Raw genomic sequence first — 22,046 nt, 5'->3', positions numbered from 1 at the left:
CGGGGCCGGTCCGAGAAGGTCCCGGCCGGGACGGGGCGCGGTCGTGCAGCCGGTCAGGCCGGGGCGGCGCCGTGGGCGGTGAGGATGCGCTCGGCGCCGATGAGGTGGGCCGCCATGAGGATGCGGGCGCGGTCCGGGTCGGCGTCGGTCAGCGCGTCGAGGATCGCCGCGTGCTCGCCGACGACGCGCGTCGCGGTGTCCTCGTGCAGGTCGCGCCACGCGCGCTCGCGGGCCCGCGGGGCGGCCAGGGCGTCGACGAGCGCGGCGAGCACCCGGTTGCCGGACGCGTCGGCGACGGTGCGGTGGAAGGCGACGTCGGCGGCGGCGACGCGGGCGGCGTCGAGGACGGGCTCCGCGAACGCGCCCGCCATGTCGTCCAGCGAGGCGCGGGCCTGCTCGAGGAGGGCGGGGCTCGCGTGCCGGGCGGCGAGTGCGGCGGCCTCCGTCTCGAGCGTGCGGCGCACGGCCAGCACGTCGGTCCGGTCGCCGGGCATGTCGCCGAGGAAGGCCAGGGGGGCGACGAGCCGGGTGGCGTCGAGCTCGGTGACGTACGTGCCGTCGCCGTGCCGGGCCTGCAGGATGCCGAGCGCGGCCAGGGCGCGCACGCCCTCGCGCAGCGAGCCGCGCGAGACGCCGAGGTGCACCGCCAGGTCCTTCTCCGACGGCAGGCGGTCGCCCGGGCGCAGGGTGCCGTCCAGCACCATGCGGCGCACGTCCTCGACCACGTCGTGCGTGAGGGGGACGCGCGCAGGGGGTCGCTGGGGGCCGATCACGGGGTGACCGGCACGGGCGGCAGCCCGTACACGTCGACGGCGGTGCCCCCGCGGAGCCGGGCCTGCGCGGCCGGGTCCAGGCCGTCGAGCGTCGCGCAGAGCGCCTGCCAGGTCTGCGACCAGGTGGCGTGGCCGTCGAGGGCCGCGGGCCAGTCGCTGCCGAGCATGAGGCGCTCGGGCCCCAAGGCCTCCAGGGCGACGTCGACGGCGGGGCGCACGTCCGCAGCCGTCCAGCCCGGGCCTGCGGCGTGGCCGAGCCCGGCGACCTTGGCGACGACGTGCTGGGCCTGCGCGACGCGGTGCACCCCGGCCACCCAGGCGTCCCAGGTGGCCGTGTCGCCGGCCGCGCGGGCGGCCAGCGGCGGGGAGGCGAGGTGGCCGAGGACCAGCGTGAGCTTGGGGTGCCGCTCGGCGACGCGGGCGACCTCGTCGAGCATCCGGGGCGTGGTGCGGGGGAGGTCGAGGGGCAGGCGTCGCTCCGTGAGCAGGGTCAGCCCCTCGGCGACGTCCGGGCGCAGCAGCCAGCCGCCGGACCCGGCCGCGTGGTGCGCGACGCCGACCACGGGCTCGAACCGCCAGGCGTCGAGCCGGGCGGAGGCGTCGGCGGCGTGCGCGAGGGGCACCCAGCCGATGACGCCGACGACGCGCGGGGAGCACAGCGCCTGGAAGAGCAGGTGCTCGGTGTCGGCCGGGTTGTCGGCGCTCTGCACGAGCACCACGCCGTCCACGCGGTGCTCGTGCAGGTCGTGCCCGACGTCGCCGAGGCGCCGAGCCACCGGGAGGTGGTCGGCGTCCATCCACGGGTAGTGGACGTGCTCGGGGTCCCACACCTGCAGGTGAGAGTCCACGACGTCGTACGGCATGGTCGGACAGTAATGCCCCGCGCCGACGTCCGAGCCCGTCAGGCCCCGGAGTCTCATGGAATCCTCACGGGCGGGTCACAGAATCGATGACTTTCACCCGATCGGCGCAGTGACAGCGGTCAGCGCCGGTCACGCACCCGTCAGCGTCCGACCGCGTACCCCTGCTGCCCGCGGGGGTTCGCGGCGCCGACGAGCAGACCGTCCGCCCGTACGCCCGCGGCGCTGATCCGCCCCAGCGACCAGGGCCCCGCGTCCTGCACGGCGTGACCGCGCGCGGCGAGCCCCGCCAGCACCCCGGCGCCCAGGCGCGACTCGGCCACCAGCCCGCGGGGTGTGTGCGTGCGGGGGGCGAACGAGGACTGCACCGCCGTCGAGTGCCACGAGGGCGCGTCGATCGCGGCCTGCAGGTCCAGCCCGCCCAGCAGGTGACGCAGCAGGAACGGCACCGTCCACTGGTCCTGCTGGTCGCCGCCCGGGGTGCCGAACGCGAACCCGTGCCCGGCACCCAGCACCATGGCCGGGCTCAGCGTCGTGCGCGGGCGCCGGCCCGGCACCAGCGACGACGGCAGGCCGGGCTCGAGCCAGAACATCTGCGCACGCGTCGGCAGCGCGAACCCCAGCCCCGGCACGACGGGGCTCGACTGCAGCCAGCCGCCCGACGGGGTCGCCGAGACGCGGTTGCCCCAGCGGTCGACGACGTCGACGTGGCACGTGTCGCCGGGGGTGAGCCCGACGGGGGAGACGGTGGGCTCGCCCAGCCCGCCGGCGGAGGCCGAGACCCCGCCGCCGCCCGCGCGGTCCGCCAGCACCCGCGACGGCAGCACGGGCGCCCGGCCGCCGGGGGAGCCCGGCCGCAGGGTCGCGTCCGCGTCGTCGCCGACGAGCCGCGCCCGCTCGGCCGCGTACTCCCGCGAGAGCAGGGCGTCGAGCGGGACGTCCGGGGCGTCGCCGTAGTAGGCCTCGCGGTCCGCGAACGCGAGCGCCGCGACCTGCGTGACCAGGTGCACGAGCCGCGTCACCGGGCCGGTCCCGTCGTCCGCCACGCCCGACGCCTCGAGGGCCACCGCGTCGCGCACGAGCGGGGCCACGTCGAGCGCCTCGAGCATCCGCAGCTGCTGGAGCAGCACCGGGCCCTGGCCCCACGCGGCGGTCTTGTGCACCTGCACGCCCAGCACGTCGGCCGAGACCGTGGGCTCCTCCGTGGCCCGCCACGCCGCCATGTCCTCGCCGCGCAGCAGGCCCGCGTGCGCGCGGCCCGTCGCGTCGACGACCGGCGTCTGCACGAACGTGTCGACGGCCTCGGCCACGAAGCCCTCGTAGAACGCGCGCCGGGCCGCCTCCACCTGCGCGTCCCGGTCCTGCCCGGCCGCTGCGGCCTCGGCCAGGAGCCGCTCGAACGTGCACGCCAGGTCCGGGTTGGTGAACCGTGCACCGGCCGCGGGCGGCTGCCCGCCCGGCAGGTACACGGCCGCGCTCGTCGGCCAGTGCGCGGCGAACATCTCGGCCACGGTGCTGACCGTGCGGGCGGCCGACGGCAGCAGCGGGTACCCGTCGCGCGCGTACGCCAGGGCCGGGCCGAGCACGTCCGCCAGCGGCAGCGTGCCGTACCGGGTCAGCAGGTCCAGCCAGGCGCCGAACGCCCCCGGCACGACGGCTGCCAGGTGCCCCGTCCCCGGCACCTCCTCGACGCCCAGGTCCCCGAACGCGCCGAGGGTCGCCGCGGCGGGCGCCGTGCCCTGCCCGCAGACGACGAACGTGTGCCCGTCGCGCGCCCGGTGCCCGATGATCGGCACGTCACCGCCGGGGCCGTTGAGGTGCGGCTCGACGACGCTCAGCGTGAACCCGGCGGCCACGGCGGCGTCGAACGCGTTGCCGCCGGCCTCCAGGACGCGCATCCCGACGGCGCTGGCGAGCCAGTGCGTCGAGGCGACCATGCCGAAGGTGCCGGTGAGCTCGGGGCGCGTGGTGAACACGTCCCGATCCTCACACCCGACCGGGTGACGCGGACGTGCGCGTGTCGCCCGTTCGGCCTACGCCTCGACCGGCCGTCCGCCCACGTCAGCGCGCTGGGAGGACGAGGATGGGCGGGTGACGGGACCACGGAGCACCTGGCGGACGACGACCCACGCGTGGGCGTCCGACGTGGACGAGGACCACCTGGCCGACGTGCGCGCCCGTGCCGACGCGCTCGCGCCCGGCGGCGCCCTGCACCTCGTGCTCGAGGTCCTCGCGTACGCCGACGAGGAGGCCGCGGCCACCGGCAGGCGCGGGCAGGTCGACGTGGTCCTCGGCGACGGCCACGTCGCGGTCGCCGACGACGGGCGTGGCACCGACACGCGCGTCGACGAGCACGGCGCGGTCGTCCGCAAGCCCGTCATGGCGACGCAGGACGTCCGGTTCTTCGACGTCGACGGAGCCCCGCTGCTGCCCGACGGGCACCCGCGACGGGGCATGTCGGTGGTGTCGGCGCTCAGCGCGGAGCTGGTCCACGAGAACTGGCGCACGGACGGTGCCTGGTCGCAGACGTACCGCCACGGCGTCCCCGACTCCACGCTCGTGCCGCTCACCCCGCGCGGCGGCACGGGCACCACCGTCACGTTCGGCGGCGTGCACGGCGACCCGGTCGACGCCGACGCGCTGCGCGCCCTCGTCGGCGGGTTCGGCCACCTCGACGTGACGGTCCTCAGCCCGTCACGATGACGTCGGCCGCCCATCGACGGGCATCTGCAGCAGCGTCGCGCTGAACGTCGCGAAGTCCCGCACGCCCACCGCCGTGAAGCCGTAGCCCTCGTAGTACGCGCGCAGCGCCGGGTTGGTGGTCCGGCAGTCCAGGCGCAGGACGTCCACGCCGGCCGCGCGCGCCCGCTCCAGCGACCAGTCCAGCAGCGCCCGCCCCAGCCCGGTGCCCGCCCGGCGGCGGTCGACCATCAGCCCGTGCACGTACACCGCGGGCGTCGCGTCGTCGCCCCAGAAGTCCGGGTCGACCCGCAGCAGCCGCAGCGACCCCGCCACACCGACCTCCGCGTCCCGCACGACCCACCACTCGCCGCCCGCGAGCTGCGCGGCGATCCGCTCGCGCGGCAGCGACCCGCGCGGCCACTGCACCAGCCCCGTCTCGGCCATCCAGTCCTCGAGCGACCGGCGCAGGGCGTCGATCGCGTCGAGGTCCGACGCGTGCGCGGGCTGCGGCGCGACGACCGTCCCGCTCACGCGGCCGGCGGGCCCTGCACCGGCGGCACCTGGCCCTGGGGTGCTTGCCGCTCCGCGGCCTCCCGCCGACGCGCGTCCGTCAGCCCGTCGCGGATCCCCCACCGGACCACCAGGTACAGCAGACCGGCCGCGGCCAGCGGCACCAGCACCCACAGGAGCAGGGCGAACACGTGGAAGAAGGCGAAGCTGCGCATGCTCCCGACCCTAGCCCTGGGCGTTCTGTCAGGACGGCGCTCTGCCGGTAGCGGCCAGGACGATCCCGACACGCAGGGACCGCGCTTGCTCGATCAGCCCCGGTTGCCCGGGCGCGGACCATCCTGGGAGCGACCGGTTCGTCAGGTACGTGGCGAGGAGTCGATCGTCCACGTCGACCCAGCGGGCCGCCAGAGCGGCTCGGCGGGCGGGTGAGAGCAGCGACGTCGCGTCGACAGCGAGCATGACGGCGTGCTCGTCGAGCGACGCGTCCTCGGGGCGGGTCCACACGTGCTCCAGGATCTGCGTCCCCTGCACCTCGCCGTAGAGCCGGTCGGAGATCGCGGCCGAGTGCTCGTACCAGTACATGGCGCACGCCAGGTCGCCAGCGTCCTTGTGCTCGCCCACCCTGGAGCGTGTCGCCCACGCCGCGAGCTTGAGCATCGCGTAGCCCGCGACCGTCCGGATCCGGACCGAGAGACCGTCGCTCAGGACGAGCGTCCGTGCGGTCTCCCAGACGTCGATGAACCCGAGCACGTCGAGAGGGTCGGCACTCGCCTCGAGCGGGACGGCCCCGTCCGGATCCTCGATGTCCCCGAAGGGGATGAGGTCGACCCTGGTCCCGGCCAGCTGGAACCGGACCTGCGCGGAGGTTCGAAGTCGCGGGAGCATCCTCGCGACCTCCCCGAACCCGTCCCAGCGGTCGACGGCAAGCGCGAGGTCGAGGTCGCTCGTGCTGCGCAGGGGGAAGTCGTGCCCCGCCTCGCGGTGCAGCACGTCCCGGCACAGCGCTCCGACGAGCACGGTCCGGCCTGCAGCATGCGGGGCGCGGGCCACCAGCTCGGCGATCACCGGTTCGACGACGTCGCGCAGCGTCCGGTCAACGGGCATGACGGTCGAGGATCATCTCGCGCAGCGGCACTGACGCGAGTCTGTGGCGGGGGTCGTCCGTGATGAGCAGGTCCGCCAGGCGGAGCGTTGCGGGTGCGTCGTGCACTCCTGCCTCGCGGCGTGGGTCGAGCCAGAACTGGCGACGGACGACGATGTTGGGGTTCGAGCCGTCGGGCCGCCATCGCGAGGCGATGACGGCCGACATGTCGAGCTGAGCGACGTAGAAGGTCGCGTCGGGTCCGCGCAGCTCGTCGGATGCGGCCTCGCCGCTCACGTACACGGCGCGCCCGTCGGTGCTCCACGGTCCGAGGTGCTGGGCGTCACCGCTGAACCGCCCGAGCTCAAGATGCGCGCCGAGCCCGCTCGCGAATGCCGCTGTCCACTGGTCCAGGAGCTCGGCGACGCGGTTCAGGGCCGTGCGGCCGTGCAGGAGGAAGCGGCGCTCGCCCAGGTCGGCCAGGACCTGCTGCACGATCCCGACCGACACGCCCGACCTCTCGGCGATCGTCCTGATGCTGGCCGAGACCAGGCCTGGTTCCTCGAGCATCATGCACACGACCTGAGCCCGCTTGGGGCTCATCGGGTTCAGCGCCGCCCGGGGCGCGCCCGGACGGCGGGGCCGTGCGGCGGGCCCTGAGCGGTCGCGGATGTCGACGAGCACGCCGCGAGCGCGGACGAAGGCGCGTCCCGCCGTGTCGGCGTACCAGTCGCCTCGATCTCGCGCAGATGCCGCGCGGGCCGGGGGGATCCGGTCGGCGAGGAGCAACCACCTGTCGCCGTCTGTCCCGTCCTGGTCCGGCTCGGCGTGCTGCTCGACCCATCGCCACCGACGTTCCAGCAGCGCGTCGTCGACCCGGAGGGTCGCAAGGTCGCCGTGGACCTCCAGCTCTACGCCGTAGCGGCGCAGGGCGGAACGCACACCGTCCAGCCGGTGCGGCAGAGAGCCGTCGAAGCGCGCGTCGTCCACCCCGTGAACGTACATCAATAATGTACGTTCAACAATGATGAACAGGCGTCATGCGTTCCCGGCGTCGGCTAGCGACGCCTGGCTCCACCCAGGGAGTGCGACGTCCAGGACCCGGTGGAGCCTCCGATCGTCGGGTGAGCGCAGCGGCGGCAGGATCAGTGCAGTCATCCCCACGTCGACGGCCGCGCCGTCCCATGCCCCGCGGTCGCCGACCATGAGCACCCGGGAGGCCGGTAGGCCCAGGAGATGGAGGGCGTGCTCGAACGCGGCAGGGTCCGGCTTGGCGACACCCGTCTCGAACGACAGCGACCAGGCCGCGACGACGTCTGCCCACGTGCGGCCGTCCGGCAGACGGTGGGCGGCGAACGTCGGGCGCAGGTCGACGTGGATGTCGCTCAGCACGCCGATCCGGACCTCGGCGGCGTCGAGCGTGCCGAGCAGGTGCCCCACGTCGTCCGCGAACGGGTTGAGCGCGGGCGTGGACTCGCACGCGTACATCGCCGAGGCCAGGTCGTCGTCGATGCCTGCCGCGCGGAACCAGTCGGCGTACGCGGCGCGGTGCTCGCCGGCGTCCGTGTCGATCGCCGACGACTCCACCCGTGCGGCGTCCGCGGCGCGGAGCCGGACGAGGACGACCTCGACGGCGGCCGGGTCGTCGTCCCGGCCCAGCCGGGCGAGGGCCGTACGGACCAGCCACGGCCACGTCGGGGCGACGACGAGCGTGCCGCGCCAGTCGAGCAGGACTCCGTCGAAGGCGCGGGCGACGCGGGGCGGTGGCACGCGTCCACCGTAGCCACCTGCCCGGGGCGCCGAGTGGGCCGGCCGATCAGGTCTCAGCTGCCGCCGGGGAAGCCCAGGACGCGCCAGGCCTCGTAGGTGGCCACCGCGGCGGCGTTCGAGAGGTTCATGGAGCGGCGGCCCGGGAGCATGGGGATGCGGACCTGGTCGGTCACGCGCGGGTGCGCGAGGACGTCGGCGGGCAGGCCCGTGGGCTCGGGGCCGAAGAGCAGAGCGTCGCCGTCGCGCCAGTCGACGTCGGTGTGCCAGCGGGTGGCCTGGGTGGTGAACGCCAGCAGGCGGGCGTCCGGCAGGGCGTCGAGCGCGTGGTCGAGGTCGGGGTGCACGACCACGTGCGCGAGGTCGTGGTAGTCCAGCCCGGCGCGGCGCAGCTTGGCCTCGGACATGTCGAAGCCCAGGGGCTCGACGAGGTGCAGGGTCGCACCGGTGCCGGCGCACAGGCGGATCGCGCTCCCCGTGTTGCCGGGGATGCGGGGCTCGAAGAAGACGACGTGCAGCACGCGCCGATCCTCGCACCGTGCGCGCGGGTGCCCGACCGGGCAGGGCGGCGCTGCTACCTTCGCGGCGTCGTTCCGCCGCCGTCGAGAGGCCCGCACGTGACGTCCTCCTCCCCGTCCGCCGCCGCGCCCGCCCGCGCGAGGCTGGTGCTGCGCCTCGACGCACCCGCCCGGGAGTGGACCGACGCGTTCCCCGTCGGCAACGGGCGCCTCGGGGCGATGTGCTTCGGCGGCACGGGCACCGACCGGCTGCAGGTGAACGACGACACGTGCTGGTCGGGGGCGCCCGGCGACCCGGACCTCGCGCCCGCGGCGGCACCCGAGGGCCCGCAGGCCGTGCTCGCGGACGCGCGCCGGCTGCTCGACGTCGGCGACGTCCCGGCCGCGGAGACGCAGCTGAGACGGCTGCAGAGCGGGTTCAGCCAGGCCTACCAGCCGCTCGTCGACCTGCTGCTGACCGACCCGTCAGTCATCGATCTCCCGGGAGCGAACGCGCAGGTGGACGGGGTTGTGGCCGCCCGTGCGGATCTCGGCGCCCCGGCCGCGTACCGGCGCGAGCTCGACCTCGACGACGGCGTCGTGCGCACCGCGTGGACCCGGGCCGACGGCCACCGGCTGCGGCAGACGGTGCTCGCCTCGCACCCCGACCAGGTCCTCGTCGCCGAACGCGTCGCCGACGACGGGACCCTCGACCTCGACGTCAGGGTCGCCGCCGCCCACCCCTGGGTCCGCGCCCTCGCGCCCGCCCGCGACGGCTCGTCGGCGCCCGGCACGGTCGACGGCGCCGTGCGTCTCGTCGGGCTGGTGCGGATGCCCACGCGCGTGTGGCCCGACTACGCGGGCGTCGCCGAGGCCGTCGAGCGGGGCGACGGACCGTCCGTGCTCGCCGCCGTCGCGCTCGCGGTCCGCGCCGACGGCGGCGAGGTCCGCGTGGACGTCGGCCCCGACGGTCCCGTGGTGGCAGTGCGCGGCGCCTCCCGCGTGCAGGTGCTGCTCGGCTCCGCCACCGACCACGACGTCCGGACCGGGACGCTGCACGGCGACGCGGAGCGCGTCGTGGGTGAGGCCCTGGCGACGGTGGTCGCGGCCGACGTCCGTGCCGACCTGCGCGACCGCCACGGCGCGGACCACCGCGCCCTCATGGGCCGCGTGCACCTGGACCTCGGCGGGGACGCCCCCGACCTGCCCCTCGACGCCCGCCTGGTCCGGCACGCGCACGGCGCCCCCGACCCGGGCCTGGCCGTGCTCGCGTTCCAGCTCGGCCGGTACCTCACGGTCGCCGGCTCGCGCCCGGGCACGCTGCCCATGAACCTGCAGGGCATCTGGAACCCGTGGCACCAGCCGCCGTGGAACGCGAACTACACGACCAACATCAACGTCGAGATGAACGCCTGGCCGGCGCTCGTCGGCGACCTCGTCGAGTGCCACGAGCCGCTCCTGGACTGGCTCGACCGGCTGGCCGTCTCCGGGCGGCGCACCGCCCGCGAGCTGTACGGCGCGCGCGGCTGGGTCGCCCACCACAACAGCGACGCCTGGGGCTTCTCCGCGCCCACGGGGCTGGGGGAGGACTCCCCGAGCTGGTCGTGCTGGCCCTTCGGCGGGGTCTGGCTGGCCACGCACGTCGCCGACCACCACGACTGGACCGGCGACGACGAGGCCCTGCGTCGGCACTGGCCGGTGCTGCGCGACGCGGCGGCGTTCCTGCTCGACTGGCTCGTCGAGCGGCCCGACGGCACCCTCGGCACGGCGCCGTCCACGAGCCCGGAGCACCAGTACCTGCTGCCCGACGGCACAGCCGCCAGCGTCGGCACGTCGACCACCGCGGACCTGGCCATGGCCCGCGACCTGCTCGACCACCTGCTGCGCCTCGCGCCCGTCGTGGGCGAGGACGACACCGACCTGCTCACCCGCGCCTCCGCGGCCCGCGACCGCCTGCCCGCCGAGCGCGTGCTGCCCGACGGGCGCCTCGCGGAGTGGTCCGGCGACGTGCCCGACGCCGAGCACGACCACCGCCACCAGTCGCACCTGTTCCGCGTCTACCCCGGCACGGCGATCGACCCGGACACAGCCCCGGCGCTCGCCGCGGCGGCCCGGGCGACGCTCGACGCGCGCGGCCCCGACTCCACGGGCTGGTCGCTGGCGTGGCGCCTCGCGCTGCGCGCACGGCTGCGCGACGCGGACGGCGTGGCCGCGCACCTCGCGGCGTTCCTGCACCCGGTCGACGCCGACCCGGCGGACCTGCCCCCGACGCCGCCGGGCGTGGAGCCCACGCACCGCGGCGGGGTGTACCGGTCGCTGCTGTGCGCGCACCCGCCGTTCCAGGTCGACGGCAACCTCGGCGTCACCGCCGGCATCGCGGAGGCGCTCGTCCAGGCGCACCGCGTCGGCCCCGACGGTGCGCGCGAGGTGCACCTGCTGCCCGCGCTGCCCGCGGCCTGGCCGACCGGCCGCGTCCAGGGCCTGCGCCTGCGCGGGGGTCTGCACCTGGTCGACCTGCGCTGGCGCGACGGCCGCGTCGAGCACGTCGCGCTGACCGCACCAGCCCCGTGCACGGTGGTCGTGCGTGAGGACGACCACCGTGCACGGGTGGTCGTGGGGTCGACGCCCACGACCACCCGCCTCGGCGATCAGGCCAGCGTGGAGGTGTCGATCACGAAGCGGTAGCGCACGTCGGACGCGAGCACCCGCTCCCACGCCTCGTTCACCTGGTCCGCGCCGATCACCTCGACGTCCGCGCCCAGGCCGTGCTCGGCGCAGAAGTCGAGCATCTCCTGGGTCTCGGCGATCGAGCCGATCGACGACCCGGCGAACGACCGGCGGGCCGGGATCAGCGAGAACACCTGGACGGGCAGGGGCTCGGCGGGCGCGCCGACGTTGACGAGCGTGCCGTCGACGGCCAGCAGCGACAGGTACGCGTCGAGGTCCACGACCGCGCTGACGGTGTTGATGATCAGGTCGAACGAGCCGCGCAGCGCCGTGAACGTGTCGGGGTCCGACGTCGCGTGGTAGTGGTCGGCGCCCAGGCGCAGACCGTCCTCCTGCTTCTTCAGCGACTGCGACAGCACGGTGACCTCGGCCCCCATCGCGTGCGCGAGCTTGACGGCCATGTGCCCGAGCCCGCCCATGCCGACGACCGCGACCTTGGTGCCCGGTCCGGCACCCCAGTGCCGCAGCGGGGAGTACGTGGTGATGCCGGCGCACAGCAGCGGCGCGGCGACGTCGAGCTCGAGGGCGTCGGGGATCCGCACGACGAAGTCCTCGACCACGACGACCTGCTGGGAGTAGCCGCCCTGCGTGGTGCTGCCGTCGCGGTCGACCGCGGCGTACGTGCCGGTCATGCCGTTGAGGCAGTACTGCTCGTTGCCGGCCTGGCACTGCGCGCACTCGCGGCAGGAGTTGACCATGCAGCCCACGCCGACGCGGTCCCCGACGGCGTGCCGGGTGACCTCGGCGCCGACCTCGACGACGACGCCGGCGATCTCGTGGCCGACGACCAGCGGGTAGGCGACGGGTCCCCAGTCGCCGCGGGCGGTGTGGATGTCGGAGTGGCAGATGCCCGCGTAGCGGATCTCGATGCGTACGTCGTGCGGGCCGACGTCGCGGCGCTCGATCGTGGTGCGGACCAGCGGCTGGTCGGCGGCGGGGGCGGCGTACGCGGTGACGGTGGTGGGCATGGTTCTCCCTCGTCGGGGTGGGGCGGGGTGCCGCGGTGCGCGCGGCTCGTCCACGATCCTGCGCGCCCGCCGGCACTCGCGCCACCGAGCAGAGGGGCCCTGCTGTGCCCCCTCAGAGAGTCGTGCAGCGTCGCGGGTGCACGAACGGTGACATCGCCTGGATGTGCACGAGCGGTGACACCGCCCGGGTCTGCGGGTCGTCCGCTCGACCGCGGGTCAGAGGTGGTCGCGGAGCCAGGTGAGCTGGCGGGTGAGCTGGAGGGCGTCGCCGCCGTCGTGGCCGTTCCACGGGTACACGACGATCTCCCGGTCGACCTCGGCGTCGACGTGCTCGCCCCACGCGTTGTAGGCCGCGAAGACGGTCGACGGCGGGCAGATGGCGTCGCGCAGCCCGACGGAGAACAGGGTGGCGGCGCCGGCGCGGCGGGCCAGGTGCACGCCGTCGAGGTGCGCGAGGGTGCGCAGCACGCGGTCGGCGTCCTCGCGGCGGACGGACAGGTGGCGGGCGATCTCGCCGTACGGGTCGGCGTCGGTGATCGCCAGCGCCCGCTCCACGTGGCACATGAGCGGCAGGTTCACCATCGCGGCGCGCACGTGCGGGTGCAGGCCCGCGACGGCGACGGCGAGGCCGCCGCCCTGCGACGTGCCGGACACGGCGACGCGCCCGGGGTCCACGCCGGGCAGGGTGCGGGCGGTGTCGACGGCGCGGACGGCGTCGGTGACCAGGCGGGTCCAGTATGCGGTCGCGGGGTCGTCGATGCCGCGGGTGAGGAAGCCGGGCGTGGCCGGGCCCGAGCCGACCGGGTCGGGGGTGTCGCCGCCGGTGCCGTGCTGGGCGCCCTGGCCGCGGGTGTCCATGAGCAGGTGCGCATACCCGGCCGCGGCCCACCACAGGCGTTCGTGCACCTGGCCGCGGCCCCGGCCGTAGCCGAGGTACTCGACGACCACGGGCAGCGGCTCGTCCCGGCCGGCGGGGCGCGTGAACCAGCCGCGCACCCGGTCGCCGCCGTGGCCGGTGAACGTCACGTCCCACGTGTCGACGAGCTCCAGCGCGGTGGTGACCCGGGCGGCGTGCGGGGGTGCGGCGGCGGCACGCGCGGCGGCGAGGGTGCCGGACCAGAAGGCGTCCAGCCCCTCGGGCTCGGGCACGTGCGGGTGGTAGCGCTCGAGCTCGGCGAGCGGCAGGTCGACGAAGGGCACGGCGGCTCCGTTGCGGGCGTGGTCGTCAGGGCGGTCGGGTCGGGGCGGGCGCGGTGCCCTCAGGCGGGCGGGTCGGCGGGCGGGGCGGTGGACTCGCGCACCACCAGCTCGGTGGCCAGGTCGATGCGCGGGTTGGGCAGGGTCGCGCCGCCGGCGAGGTCCATGAGCATCTGCGTGGCGGTCGAGGCCATCTCGCGCAGCGGCTGGCGCACGGTCGTCAGGGACGGGCCGAGCCACTGGGAGATCGGCAGGTCGTCGTAGCCGACGACGGACAGGTCCTCGGGGATGCGCAGGCCGGCCTCGCGGGCGGCGCGCATGACGCCGAGGGACTGCAGGTCCGAGCCCGCGAAGATCGCGGTCGGGCGCTCGGGCAGCGCGAGCAGGTCGCGGGCGTGCCGGTACCCGCCGTTGACGGCGAAGTCGCCCCACCGCACGAGGTCCGGGTCCCACGGCACCCCGGCCTCCTCGAGCGCGGAGCGGTACCCGTCGACGCGCGCCCGGCTGCACAGCACGTCGTGCGGGCCGGACACGACGCCGATGCGCCGGTGCCCGAGCGCGAGCAGGTGCCGCACGGCGCTGAGCCCGCCGTTCCAGTTGTTGGAGCCCACGGTCGGCACGCCGGCGGGCGGCTCGCCCGCGGTGTCGACGACGACGAAGGGGATCGACCGGGACTCGAGCTGGTGGCGCTGCGTCGCGTCGAGGGACGACAGCACGAGGATCACGCCGAGGGGCTTGCGGGCCAGGATGTCGTCGATGAGCTCCTGCGGCGGCCGGTGGGCGCCGCCGAGCTCGGACAGCACCACGCCGACGCGGTGCAGCGACGCGGTGTCCTCGACGCCCTTGATGACCTCCTGCGCCCACGCGGAGTCCAGCTCGTGGAAGACGAGGTCGAGCAGCCCGGGTGCCTGCGACACGCGGGCGCGCCGACGGCGGTAGCCGTGCTCGGCGAGCAGCGCCTCGACGCGGGCGCGCGTGGCGGGTGCGACGTCGGTGCGCCCGTTGAGGACCTTGGAGACGGTCGGCACGGACACCCCGGCGAGGGTCGCGACCTGCGCGATCGTCACCTGGCGCGTCCCGTCGGTGGATGTGGCCACGCGTCTCCTCGCAGGCTGGCGGGCCGCCCGGTGCGACCGTCCGCAACTTTCGACGCCGACGCTAGCACCGATGGTGCCCGGTGGGGCGTGTGCGCGCGGCGTCCGTCCGTCCGCGTCTCCCCGGGCGCCCGACCCGGCGGAAGGCGCTGTCACGCGAAGGCTTGACGGGCTGGCGGGGGACTGCCTAACGTGACCGCCACCACCTTTCGGCAACGATGCCGAAAGTTTCCGACACCACGAGGATGTGGGACGTTCATGGGGGCAGGACTGCACGGGTCGGCGGGCACGCTGGCCGAGGCGACGGGCGACGCGCACCCGGGGCTCGCCGCGGAGCGCGCCGCCCGCGTCGACGAGCTCGTCGCGGCGATGACCCTCGAGGAGAAGGCCGCCCAGCTCGTGGGCCTGTGGGTCGGCGCGGATGCCTCCGGCGGGGGCGTCGCCCCGCACCAGGCCGACATGACCGGGTCCGTGCCGGCCTGGCCCGACGTCATCGCCCACGGCCTCGGGCAGCTCACACGGCCGTTCGGCACCGCGCCCGTCGCCCCCGTGCTGGCCGCGCGCTCGCTGGCCGCCTCGCAGCGCGAGATCGTCGCCGCCAGCCGGTTCGGCATCCCCGCGCAGGTCCACGAGGAGTGCCTGACCGGGTTCGCGGCCTGGCAGGCCACGACCTACCCGACGCCGCTGGCCTGGGGCGCGACGTTCGACCCCGACCTCGTCGAGGAGATGGCCGTGCGCATCGGCACGTCCATGAGGGCCGCCGGCGTGCACCAGGGGCTCGCGCCCGTGCTCGACGTGACCCGCGACTACCGATGGGGCCGCACCGAGGAGACCATCGGCGAGGACCCGTACCTCGTCGGCACGGTCGGCGCCGCGTACGTGCGCGGCCTGGAGAGCACGGGCGTCGTCGCCACGCTCAAGCACTTCGCCGGGTACTCCGCCTCGCGCGCCGGGCGCAACCTCGCACCCGTCTCGATGGGCCCGACCGAGCTCGCCGACGTGATCCTGCCGCCGTTCGAGACCGCCCTGCGCCACGGCGGCGCCCGCGCCGTCATGCACTCCTACGCCGAGATCGACGGCGTCCCCGCCGCGGCCGACCCCTGGCTGCTCACCGACCTGCTGCGCGACCGGTGGGGCTTCGACGGGATCGTCGTCGCCGACTACTACGGCATCGCGTTCCTCCAGACGCTGCACGGCGTGGCCGGGTCGCGCGCCGAGGCCGCCGGCCTGGCGCTCGCCGCCGGGGTCGACGTCGAGCTGCCGTCGCTCGACGCGTACGGCGCCCCGCTGGTCGCGGCCGTCCGCGCCGGCGACGTCGACGAGGCCCTCGTCGACCGGGCCCTGCACCGCGTGCTGACGCAGAAGGCCGCCCTCGGGCTGCTCGACCCGGGCTGGCAGCCCGAGCCCGCCGACGTCGAGCAGCTCGTGCTCGACGACGCCGCCGCCCAGGACGTCGCACTGCGGCTGGCCCGCGAGTCGCTCGTCCTCGTCGCCAACGACGGCGTGCTGCCGCTGGCCCCGGGCACCCGGGTCGCGGTGGTCGGCCCGCTCGCCGACGCCGCCGACGCCATGCTCGGCTGCTACACGTTCCCCGCCCACGTCGGCAGCCACCACCCCGACGTCCCGCGCGGGGTCGACGTGCCCGGCGTCGTGACCGAGCTGCGCCGGCTGCACGGCGAGGTGACCACCGCCCGCGGCTGCGACGTCGACACCGACGACCGCACCGGGTTCGCCGAGGCCGTCGAGGTCGCACGCGACGCCGACGTCGTGGTCGTCGCGGTCGGCGACCGGGCCGGGCTGTTCGGCCGCGGGACGTCCGGGGAGGGCTGCGACGTCACCGACCTGCAGCTGCCCGGCGTCCAGGAGGATCTCGTCGACGCCGTGCTCGCCACCGGCACCCCCGTGGTCGTGCTCCTGCTCACCGGGCGGCCCTACGCGGTCGGCGGGTTCGCGGACCGCGCCGCGGCGCTCGTGCAGGCGTTCTTCCCGGGCCAGCGCGGCGGGCAGGCGGTCGCGGAGGTGCTCACCGGTGCCGTGGCCCCGTCGGGGCGGCTGCCGGTCAGCCTCCCGCGGCACGCCTCGGGCCAGCCCGGCACCTACCTCACGCAGCCCCTCGGGGCGCGGTCCGGGGTGTCGAACATCGACCCCACGCCCCTGCACCCGTTCGGGCACGGCCTGGCGTACACGTCGTTCGCGTGGTCGGACGCCCGCGCCCTCGACGGCGACGCCTGGCCCGTCGACGGCACCACCCGGGTCGCGGTCGACGTCACCAACAGCGGAGACCGTGCGGGCACCGAGGTCGTCCAGGTGTACCTGCACGACCCGGTCGCGAGCGTCGTCCGGCCCGTCGTCCGACTCGTCGGGCACGCCCGCGTCGACCTCGAGCCGGGGCAGACCCGCACGGTCGAGGTCGAGGTGCACGCCGACCTCGCGTCCTTCACGCGCCGCGACGGCACCCGCGTCGTCGAGCCGGGCGACGTCGAGCTGCGCCTGGCCCGGCACAGCGCCGACGCCTCGCACGCCGTGCCGCTGCGCATGACCGGCCCCGTCCGCGTCGTCGGCGACGACCGGCACCTGCTGAGCACGGCCCGCGTGCTCGACCCCACCCGAGGGCGGTGAGACCCATGACCGTGCACGACCCCCTGCCCGTCGGGCAGCCGGCGGCAGGCTCGCCCGTGGCGGGCTCCGGCCCGGCGGCCGCGGCGGCGATCGGCCTCGCGGCCGGCGGTCCCGGCGGCCCGCCGCGCGGCCCCCTCGACCGTGCCGCCCGCCGCCGCGCCGCCGGCAAGGTCACGTGGCGGCAGGCGCTGCGCCGCGACTGGCAGCTCTACACGCTGCTCGTGCTGCCCGTCGTCTTCTTCGCCGTGTTCCGGTACCTGCCGATGGCCGGCAACGTCATCGCGTTCCGCCGGTTCCGGCCCGGCGGGTCGATCTTCGGCGAGGAGTGGGTGGGCCTGCACTACGTGCAGATGTTCATCGCCGACCCGGCGTTCTGGCAGGTGTTCCGCAACACGCTCGCGCTCGGCGCCCTGTCGCTGCTGATCATCTTCCCGCTGCCCGTGGTGCTCGCCCTCATGCTCAACGAGCTGCGGTCGCGCCGCTTCAAGCGCGTCATCCAGACCATCTCGTACCTGCCGCACTTCATGTCCGTCGTCATCGTCGCCGGGCTCGTCTTCCAGCTCACCGCGGTGCGCGGGTCGGTCAACCAGGCGATCACCGCGCTCGGCGGCGAGGCCGTGCCGTTCATGCAGCTCGCCGAGTGGTTCCGCACCATCTACATCGGCTCGGAGATCTGGCAGACCGTCGGGTGGGGCACGATCCTCTACCTCGCCGCGCTGACGACCATCGACCCGCAGCTGTACGAGGCCGCCCGCATCGACGGCGCCAACCGCTGGCGCCAGACCTGGCACGTCACGCTGCCCGGGATCCGGCCCACGATGGTCGTGCTGCTCATCCTCAACATCGGCACGTTCATGGCCGTGGGCTTCGAGAAGATCCTGCTGCTCTACAACCCGCTGCTGTACCCGACGGCCGACGTGATCTCCACGTACCTGTACCGGGTCGGGATCCTCTCGTCGAACTTCTCCTACGCGACGGCCATCGGCCTCTTCGAGGCGCTCATCGGCCTGACGCTGATCCTGTCCGCCAACGCGATCTCGCGCCGAGCCGTGGGGACGAGCCTGTGGTGACCACCGACAGCCCCGCCCGGACCGACCGGCGCCCGGCCGCCACCGCGCCGCGCGTCGTCAAGGACTCCCGCGGCACCACCGTGTTCCGCGCCGTCAACGCCGCCGCCCTCGTGCTGATCGCCGCGGTCACGCTGTACCCGTTCGTCAACCTGGTCGCCCAGGCGTTCAGCTCCGAGGGGTACATCAACGCCGGCCAGGTCAACCTGTGGCCCAAGGGGTTCAACACCACGACGTTCCAGGTCGTCATGGCCGACCCCATGTTCTGGCGCAACTACCAGAACACCGTGGTCTACACGGTCGTGGCCACCGCGATCGCGATGGTGCTGACCACGACGTTCGCCTACGCGATCTCCAAGCACCACCTCAAGGGCCGGTCGGTGTTCATCGGCATCGCCGTGTTCACCATGTTCTTCAACGGCGGCCTCGTGCCCAACTACGTGCTCATCAACGAGCTGGGCCTGAAGAACACCCTGTGGGCGATCGTGCTGCCCAACGCCATCAGCGTCTTCAACCTGCTCGTCATGAAGTCGTTCTTCGAGAACTTCTCCACCGAGCTCGAGGAGGCCGCCGAGATCGACGGCCTGGGCACGTACGGCAAGCTCGCCCGGATCGTGCTGCCGCTGAGCAAGGCCGTGATCGCCACGATGGTGCTCTTCTACGCGGTGTCCTTCTGGAACTCGTGGTTCTCCGCGTTCCTCTACATGGACCGCGCCGAGCTCTACCCGGTCACCGTGTACCTGCGGAACCTGCTCGCCGCCGCCACCAGCCTCGACGCCATGGGCGGCGGCTCGGGGGAGTCCACGCAGATCGCCTCCAACGTCAAGGCCGTGACGATGCTGCTCACGGTCCTGCCGATCATCTGCCTCTACCCCTTCATCCAGAAGTACTTCGTGTCGGGCGTGATGCTCGGCGCGGTCAAGCAGTGACGGGCCCGCGCCCGCACGACGCACCACCCGCACCACCCCCCACGGACGACGAGGTTCACGGAGGACCCACCATGCGGACCACCCGGAAGTACGCGACGACGGCCACGGCCGCGGCGCTCGTGCTGGCGCTCGCAGCCTGCTCCGGCGGGGGCGAGGACGCCCCCGACGCGGACGAGCTCGGCGACGTCGGCGCCATGGCCGACTACGGCGTCGGCACGACGTTCCGCGCCACGGAGCCGGTCGAGATCGGCCTGCTCTACCGCGACCACCCGAACTACCCCCTGCAGGAGGACTGGGACATCCTCACGAAGCTCGAGGAGAACCAGAACGTCACGTTCGACATCGTCAGCGCCCCGCTGGCCGAGTGGGACCAGCGCAAGGGTCTGCTCATCGGTGCCGGCGACGCGCCCGACGTCATCTCCGTGACGTACCCGGGCCAGGAGGTCCAGTTCGTCGCGGGAGGCGCGATCCTGCCCGTCTCGGACTACCTGGAGCACATGCCGAACCTCCAGCAGAAGATCACCGACTGGGGCCTGGAGGCCGACCTCGACCAGCTGCGCCAGGAGGACGGCAAGTTCTACCTCCTGCCCGGCCTGCGCGAGTCCGTGCGGCCCATGTACACGTTCGCGGTGCGCTCCGACGTGTGGTCCGAGCTGGGCCTGAGCCTGGAGCCGGCGACCTTCGACGAGTTCGCCGACGACCTGCGCACCGTCAAGGAGGCGTACCCCGACGCGTGGCCGCTGTCCGACCGGTGGTCCGCCAACGGGCCCCTCGAGGCGACGCTCAACATGGCCGCGCCGAACTTCGGCACCGCCGCGGGCTGGGGCTACGGCGAGGGCCTGTGGTGGGACGAGGACGCCGGCGAGTACGTGTACACCGGTGCCACGTCCGAGTACCGCGAGCTGCTGGAGTACTTCGCCGGCCTCGTCGAGGACGGGCTGCTCGACCCCGAGAGCCTCACGCAGGACGACGACCAGGCGATCCAGAAGCTCGGCTCGGGCCAGTCCATGGCCATCGGCGCCAACGACCAGGAGATCCTGCGGTACCGCACGACGTTCGAGGAGCTCGGCACCGACGCCGAGGTCGCGCTGCTCCGCGTCCCCGCCGGTCCGGCCGGCGACCACCTCGCGGCGGGCGGACGCCTCGTCTCGGGCCTCATGCTCTCGGCCGACCTCGCCGAGTCCGAGCACCTGCTCGCCACCCTCCAGCTCCTCGACTGGCTGTACTACTCCGACGAGGGCCTGGAGTTCGCCAAGTGGGGCGTCGAGGGCGAGACCTACACGAAGGCCGCCGACGGCACCCGCACGCTCGCCGAGGACATCGACATCAACGGCCTCAACCCCGGCGCGTCGACCGTGCTCAACACCGACTACGGCTACCACAACGGCGTCTGGATGCTCGAGCACGGCTCCTCCGACGAGCTCGACCGGTCGATGCTGCGCCCCGAGGTCCTCGACTTCCTCGACCAGATGGCCGGCAAGACCTCGCTGGAGTACGGCCCGCCGCGCCCCTTCGACGAGCTCGAGCGCGAGCAGGTCTCCCTGTGGCAGACCGCGCTGCGCGACCACGTCATGCAGAACACCGCCCGGTTCATCCTCGGCCAGCGGTCCTTCGACGAGTGGGACGCCTACGTCGCCGAGCTCGAGGGCATGAACCTGCAGCAGTACCTCGACGTCGCCAACGAGGCGCAGCAGCGCTACGCGGACGCCGGGTGACCGTCCGCACCGTCGTCCCCGCCTCCCCGCGGGGTCCGCTGCCCGGTGCCTGGCGCGCATGCGTCGGCACCGGGCGGCTGAACCTCGCGCTGCGGGCCGACCACCAGGCCTCGTTGGCCCGGGTCCAGCAGGACGTCGGCTTCGGCCACCTCCGCGGGCACGGGCTCCTCTCCGACGACATGGGCGTGCACCGCACCTCGACGGTCGACGGCCGCACCCACGTGCGGCACTCCTTCACCTACGTCGACCAGGTGCACGACCGGTTCCTCGAGCTGGGCGTGCGGCCCTTCGTCGAGCTGGGGTTCATGCCCACCGCCCTCGCGTCCGGCGACCAGACGGTGTTCTGGTGGAAGGGCAACGTCACCCCGCCGCGCGACCACCGCGAGTGGACCGACCTGGTGACCGCGCTCGTGCGGCACCTCGTCGACCGGTACGGCCTCGACGAGGTGCGCCGCTGGCCGATCGAGGTGTGGAACGAGCCCAACCTGCCGGACTTCTGGCAGGGCGCCGACCAGGCCGCCTACCTGCACCTCTACGAGGTCACCGCGCGGGCGATCAAGGACGTCGACGCGTCGCTGCAGGTCGGCGGCCCCGCGATCTCGCCCGGCGCCGACGACTGGTGGGCGCCGTTCGTCGAGCACGTGACCTCCCGGGACGTGCCCGTGGACTTCGTCAGCCGGCACGCGTACACGTCCGGCCCGGCGCAGCACGTGCCGTTCGGCACCTACCAGACGCTGCAGCCGCCGCAGGCGCTGCTCGACCAGCTCGGCGCCCCCCGTCAGCACCTGGCCGGCACGCCCCTCGCGGGCCTGCCCGTGCACGTCACCGAGTTCAACACCTCCTACCGCCCCGACAACCCGGTCCACGACACCGCCTACAACGCGGCCTACCTGGCGCCCGTCCTGGTCGGCGGCGGCGACCTCGTCGACTCCTTCTCGTACTGGACGTTCTGCGACGTCTTCGAGGAGACCGACGTGCCGACGTCGTTCTTCCACGGCGGGTTCGGCCTGCTCACGCACCGGCAGGTGCCCAAGCCGACCTACCACCTCTACGCGTTCATGGCCCGGGCCGGCCGCGACGTGCTGGCCCGGGGCGCCGACCACCTGGTCTGCGCCGACCCCGACGGGCGCGTCACCGTGCTGGCCTGGCAGCCCGTCGGCGGCACCGACGCGCCGCCCGCGCCCGCCACCCACCGGCTCGCCCTGTCCCTGCCCGTCCCCACGGGCGCGCCCGCGGTGTTCGTGCGGCGCGAGCGCGTCAACGAGCACGACGGCAACGCGTTCGCCGCGTGGCGCGAGCTCGGCCGGCCGTTCTCGCCGACCGCCCGCGAGCTCGCGCACCTGCACGACTGCGCCCGCCCCGCGCTCGAGCACCGGCACCTGCCCGTCGTCGACGGCCGCGTCGACCTCGACCTCGAGCTGTCCCGGCACGAGGTGACGTTCGTCGAGATCCTGCCCGTGCGGCCCACCCACCACGAAGGCCTCGACGACCGACGCCTGCTCGGCGGGCACGACGACCGTCTCGTCGCCGACCACGAGCGGACCGGTGCGGCACCATGAC

Annotated in this window: 19 protein-coding genes; 7 read left to right on the top strand and 12 right to left on the bottom strand. The window is 74.6% G+C overall.

The window, feature by feature from the left end:
* Positions 1–53 precede the first annotated feature (53 nt).
* The 3 genes from BKA21_RS07390 to BKA21_RS07380 all read right to left on the bottom strand — a co-directional run bounded on the left by BKA21_RS07390 (position 54) and on the right by BKA21_RS07380 (position 3,570).
* The gene (locus tag BKA21_RS07390) at positions 54–773 is read right to left on the bottom strand and encodes a FadR/GntR family transcriptional regulator (protein ID WP_239072705.1); all 720 of its coding nucleotides are present in this window, start codon (positions 771–773) and stop codon (positions 54–56) included.
* Positions 770–1,636 (bottom strand): amidohydrolase family protein, encoded by an 867-nt coding sequence (locus tag BKA21_RS07385; RefSeq protein WP_140457638.1) that lies wholly within the window; start codon positions 1,634–1,636, stop codon positions 770–772. Before BKA21_RS07385 ends, BKA21_RS07390 begins: the two co-directional genes overlap by 4 nt.
* A gap of 140 nt (positions 1,637–1,776) precedes the next feature.
* The gene (locus BKA21_RS07380; RefSeq protein WP_170208962.1) at positions 1,777–3,570 is read right to left on the bottom strand and encodes a gamma-glutamyltransferase family protein; all 1,794 of its coding nucleotides are present in this window, start codon (positions 3,568–3,570) and stop codon (positions 1,777–1,779) included.
* 154 nt (positions 3,571–3,724) lie between these two features.
* Between BKA21_RS07380 and BKA21_RS07375 the strand changes: the two genes are divergently transcribed.
* On the top strand, positions 3,725–4,336 hold the full coding sequence (locus BKA21_RS07375) for an ATP-binding protein (protein WP_140457636.1): 612 nt from the start codon (positions 3,725–3,727) through the stop codon (positions 4,334–4,336).
* Here the strand turns inward: BKA21_RS07375 and BKA21_RS07370 are convergent.
* Genes BKA21_RS07370 through BKA21_RS07345 form a run of 6 tightly spaced genes read right to left on the bottom strand, consistent with a single transcriptional unit; the run spans position 4,328 to position 8,194 of the window.
* Positions 4,328–4,846 (bottom strand): GNAT family N-acetyltransferase, encoded by a 519-nt coding sequence (locus BKA21_RS07370; RefSeq protein WP_239072706.1) that lies wholly within the window; start codon positions 4,844–4,846, stop codon positions 4,328–4,330. The two genes, BKA21_RS07375 and BKA21_RS07370, sit on opposite strands and share 9 nt — an antisense overlap.
* Entirely contained in the window at positions 4,843–5,040 is a 198-nt protein-coding gene (locus tag BKA21_RS07365) for a hypothetical protein (protein ID WP_140457635.1), read from the bottom strand. Before BKA21_RS07365 ends, BKA21_RS07370 begins: the two co-directional genes overlap by 4 nt.
* 28 nt (positions 5,041–5,068) lie before the next feature.
* The gene (locus tag BKA21_RS07360; protein WP_140457634.1) at positions 5,069–5,929 is read right to left on the bottom strand and encodes a hypothetical protein; all 861 of its coding nucleotides are present in this window, start codon (positions 5,927–5,929) and stop codon (positions 5,069–5,071) included.
* Entirely contained in the window at positions 5,919–6,896 is a 978-nt protein-coding gene (locus BKA21_RS20155; RefSeq protein WP_170208911.1) for a type IV toxin-antitoxin system AbiEi family antitoxin, read from the bottom strand. The genes BKA21_RS07360 and BKA21_RS20155 overlap by 11 nt, the downstream gene beginning before the upstream one ends.
* 48 nt (positions 6,897–6,944) lie before the next feature.
* The gene (locus BKA21_RS20150) at positions 6,945–7,676 is read right to left on the bottom strand and encodes an HAD family hydrolase (protein ID WP_140457632.1); all 732 of its coding nucleotides are present in this window, start codon (positions 7,674–7,676) and stop codon (positions 6,945–6,947) included.
* Between the two features lie 53 nt (positions 7,677–7,729).
* Positions 7,730–8,194 (bottom strand): tRNA (cytidine(34)-2'-O)-methyltransferase, encoded by a 465-nt coding sequence (locus tag BKA21_RS07345; RefSeq protein ID WP_140457631.1) that lies wholly within the window; start codon positions 8,192–8,194, stop codon positions 7,730–7,732.
* Positions 8,195–8,290: 96 nt separating this feature from the next.
* Here BKA21_RS07345 and BKA21_RS07340 point away from each other — a divergent pair, with 96 nt between their 5' ends.
* On the top strand, positions 8,291–10,855 hold the full coding sequence (locus BKA21_RS07340; protein ID WP_170208910.1) for a glycosyl hydrolase family 95 catalytic domain-containing protein: 2,565 nt from the start codon (positions 8,291–8,293) through the stop codon (positions 10,853–10,855).
* On the opposite strand, the gene BKA21_RS07335 is transcribed toward BKA21_RS07340, so the two are convergent.
* From BKA21_RS07335 to BKA21_RS07325, 3 genes are all read right to left on the bottom strand, one after another.
* Positions 10,819–11,865, bottom strand: coding sequence for an NAD(P)-dependent alcohol dehydrogenase (locus BKA21_RS07335; protein ID WP_140457629.1), 1,047 nt, complete (start codon positions 11,863–11,865; stop codon positions 10,819–10,821). The two genes, BKA21_RS07340 and BKA21_RS07335, sit on opposite strands and share 37 nt — an antisense overlap.
* A 216-nt stretch (positions 11,866–12,081) precedes the next feature.
* Positions 12,082–13,065: an acetylxylan esterase gene (locus BKA21_RS07330; RefSeq protein WP_140457628.1), complete on the bottom strand. Its 984-nt coding sequence runs from the start codon at positions 13,063–13,065 to the stop codon at positions 12,082–12,084.
* A gap of 59 nt (positions 13,066–13,124) precedes the next feature.
* Positions 13,125–14,159 carry a LacI family DNA-binding transcriptional regulator gene (locus tag BKA21_RS07325; protein WP_140457627.1) on the bottom strand — a complete coding sequence of 345 codons (1,035 nt, stop codon included), beginning with the start codon at positions 14,157–14,159 and terminating at the stop codon, positions 13,125–13,127.
* A gap of 255 nt (positions 14,160–14,414) precedes the next feature.
* Between BKA21_RS07325 and BKA21_RS07320 the strand changes: the two genes are divergently transcribed.
* From BKA21_RS07320 to BKA21_RS07300, 5 genes are all read left to right on the top strand, one after another.
* The gene (locus BKA21_RS07320) at positions 14,415–16,775 is read left to right on the top strand and encodes a beta-xylosidase/alpha-l-arabinosidase (protein ID WP_140457626.1); all 2,361 of its coding nucleotides are present in this window, start codon (positions 14,415–14,417) and stop codon (positions 16,773–16,775) included.
* Positions 16,776–16,780: 5 nt separating this feature from the next.
* Complete coding sequence (locus tag BKA21_RS07315) at positions 16,781–17,845, top strand: ABC transporter permease (RefSeq protein ID WP_140457625.1); 1,065 nt, start codon at positions 16,781–16,783, stop codon at positions 17,843–17,845.
* The gene (locus BKA21_RS07310) at positions 17,839–18,771 is read left to right on the top strand and encodes a carbohydrate ABC transporter permease (protein WP_203793378.1); all 933 of its coding nucleotides are present in this window, start codon (positions 17,839–17,841) and stop codon (positions 18,769–18,771) included. Before BKA21_RS07315 ends, BKA21_RS07310 begins: the two co-directional genes overlap by 7 nt.
* 71 nt (positions 18,772–18,842) lie before the next feature.
* Entirely contained in the window at positions 18,843–20,486 is a 1,644-nt protein-coding gene (locus BKA21_RS07305) for an ABC transporter substrate-binding protein (protein WP_140457623.1), read from the top strand.
* Entirely contained in the window at positions 20,483–22,045 is a 1,563-nt protein-coding gene (locus BKA21_RS07300) for a GH39 family glycosyl hydrolase (protein WP_179625332.1), read from the top strand. Before BKA21_RS07305 ends, BKA21_RS07300 begins: the two co-directional genes overlap by 4 nt.
* Position 22,046 lies beyond the last annotated feature (1 nt).

Source organism: Cellulomonas oligotrophica, from assembly GCF_013409875.1.
Classification (GTDB): domain Bacteria; phylum Actinomycetota; class Actinomycetes; order Actinomycetales; family Cellulomonadaceae; genus Cellulomonas; species Cellulomonas oligotrophica.
The sequence above is the reverse complement of the archived record's forward strand: the minus strand, read 5'-3'. Positions and strand labels throughout refer to the sequence as shown.

What these genes read in the sequence shown, in the direction of transcription:
- BKA21_RS07335 (WP_140457629.1), bottom strand. Translation starts at nt 11,865, where the DNA reads ATGCCCACCACCGTCACCGCGTACGCCGCCCCCGCCGCCGACCAGCCG.
- BKA21_RS07385 (WP_140457638.1), bottom strand. Translation starts at nt 1,636, where the DNA reads ATGCCGTACGACGTCGTGGACTCTCACCTGCAGGTGTGGGACCCCGAG.
- BKA21_RS07320 (WP_140457626.1), top strand. Translation starts at nt 14,415, where the DNA reads ATGGGGGCAGGACTGCACGGGTCGGCGGGCACGCTGGCCGAGGCGACG.
- BKA21_RS07365 (WP_140457635.1), bottom strand. Translation starts at nt 5,040, where the DNA reads ATGCGCAGCTTCGCCTTCTTCCACGTGTTCGCCCTGCTCCTGTGGGTG.
- BKA21_RS07305 (WP_140457623.1), top strand. Translation starts at nt 18,843, where the DNA reads ATGCGGACCACCCGGAAGTACGCGACGACGGCCACGGCCGCGGCGCTC.
- BKA21_RS07380 (WP_170208962.1), bottom strand. Translation starts at nt 3,570, where the DNA reads ATGGTCGCCTCGACGCACTGGCTCGCCAGCGCCGTCGGGATGCGCGTC.
- BKA21_RS07315 (WP_140457625.1), top strand. Translation starts at nt 16,781, where the DNA reads ATGACCGTGCACGACCCCCTGCCCGTCGGGCAGCCGGCGGCAGGCTCG.
- BKA21_RS07360 (WP_140457634.1), bottom strand. Translation starts at nt 5,929, where the DNA reads ATGCCCGTTGACCGGACGCTGCGCGACGTCGTCGAACCGGTGATCGCC.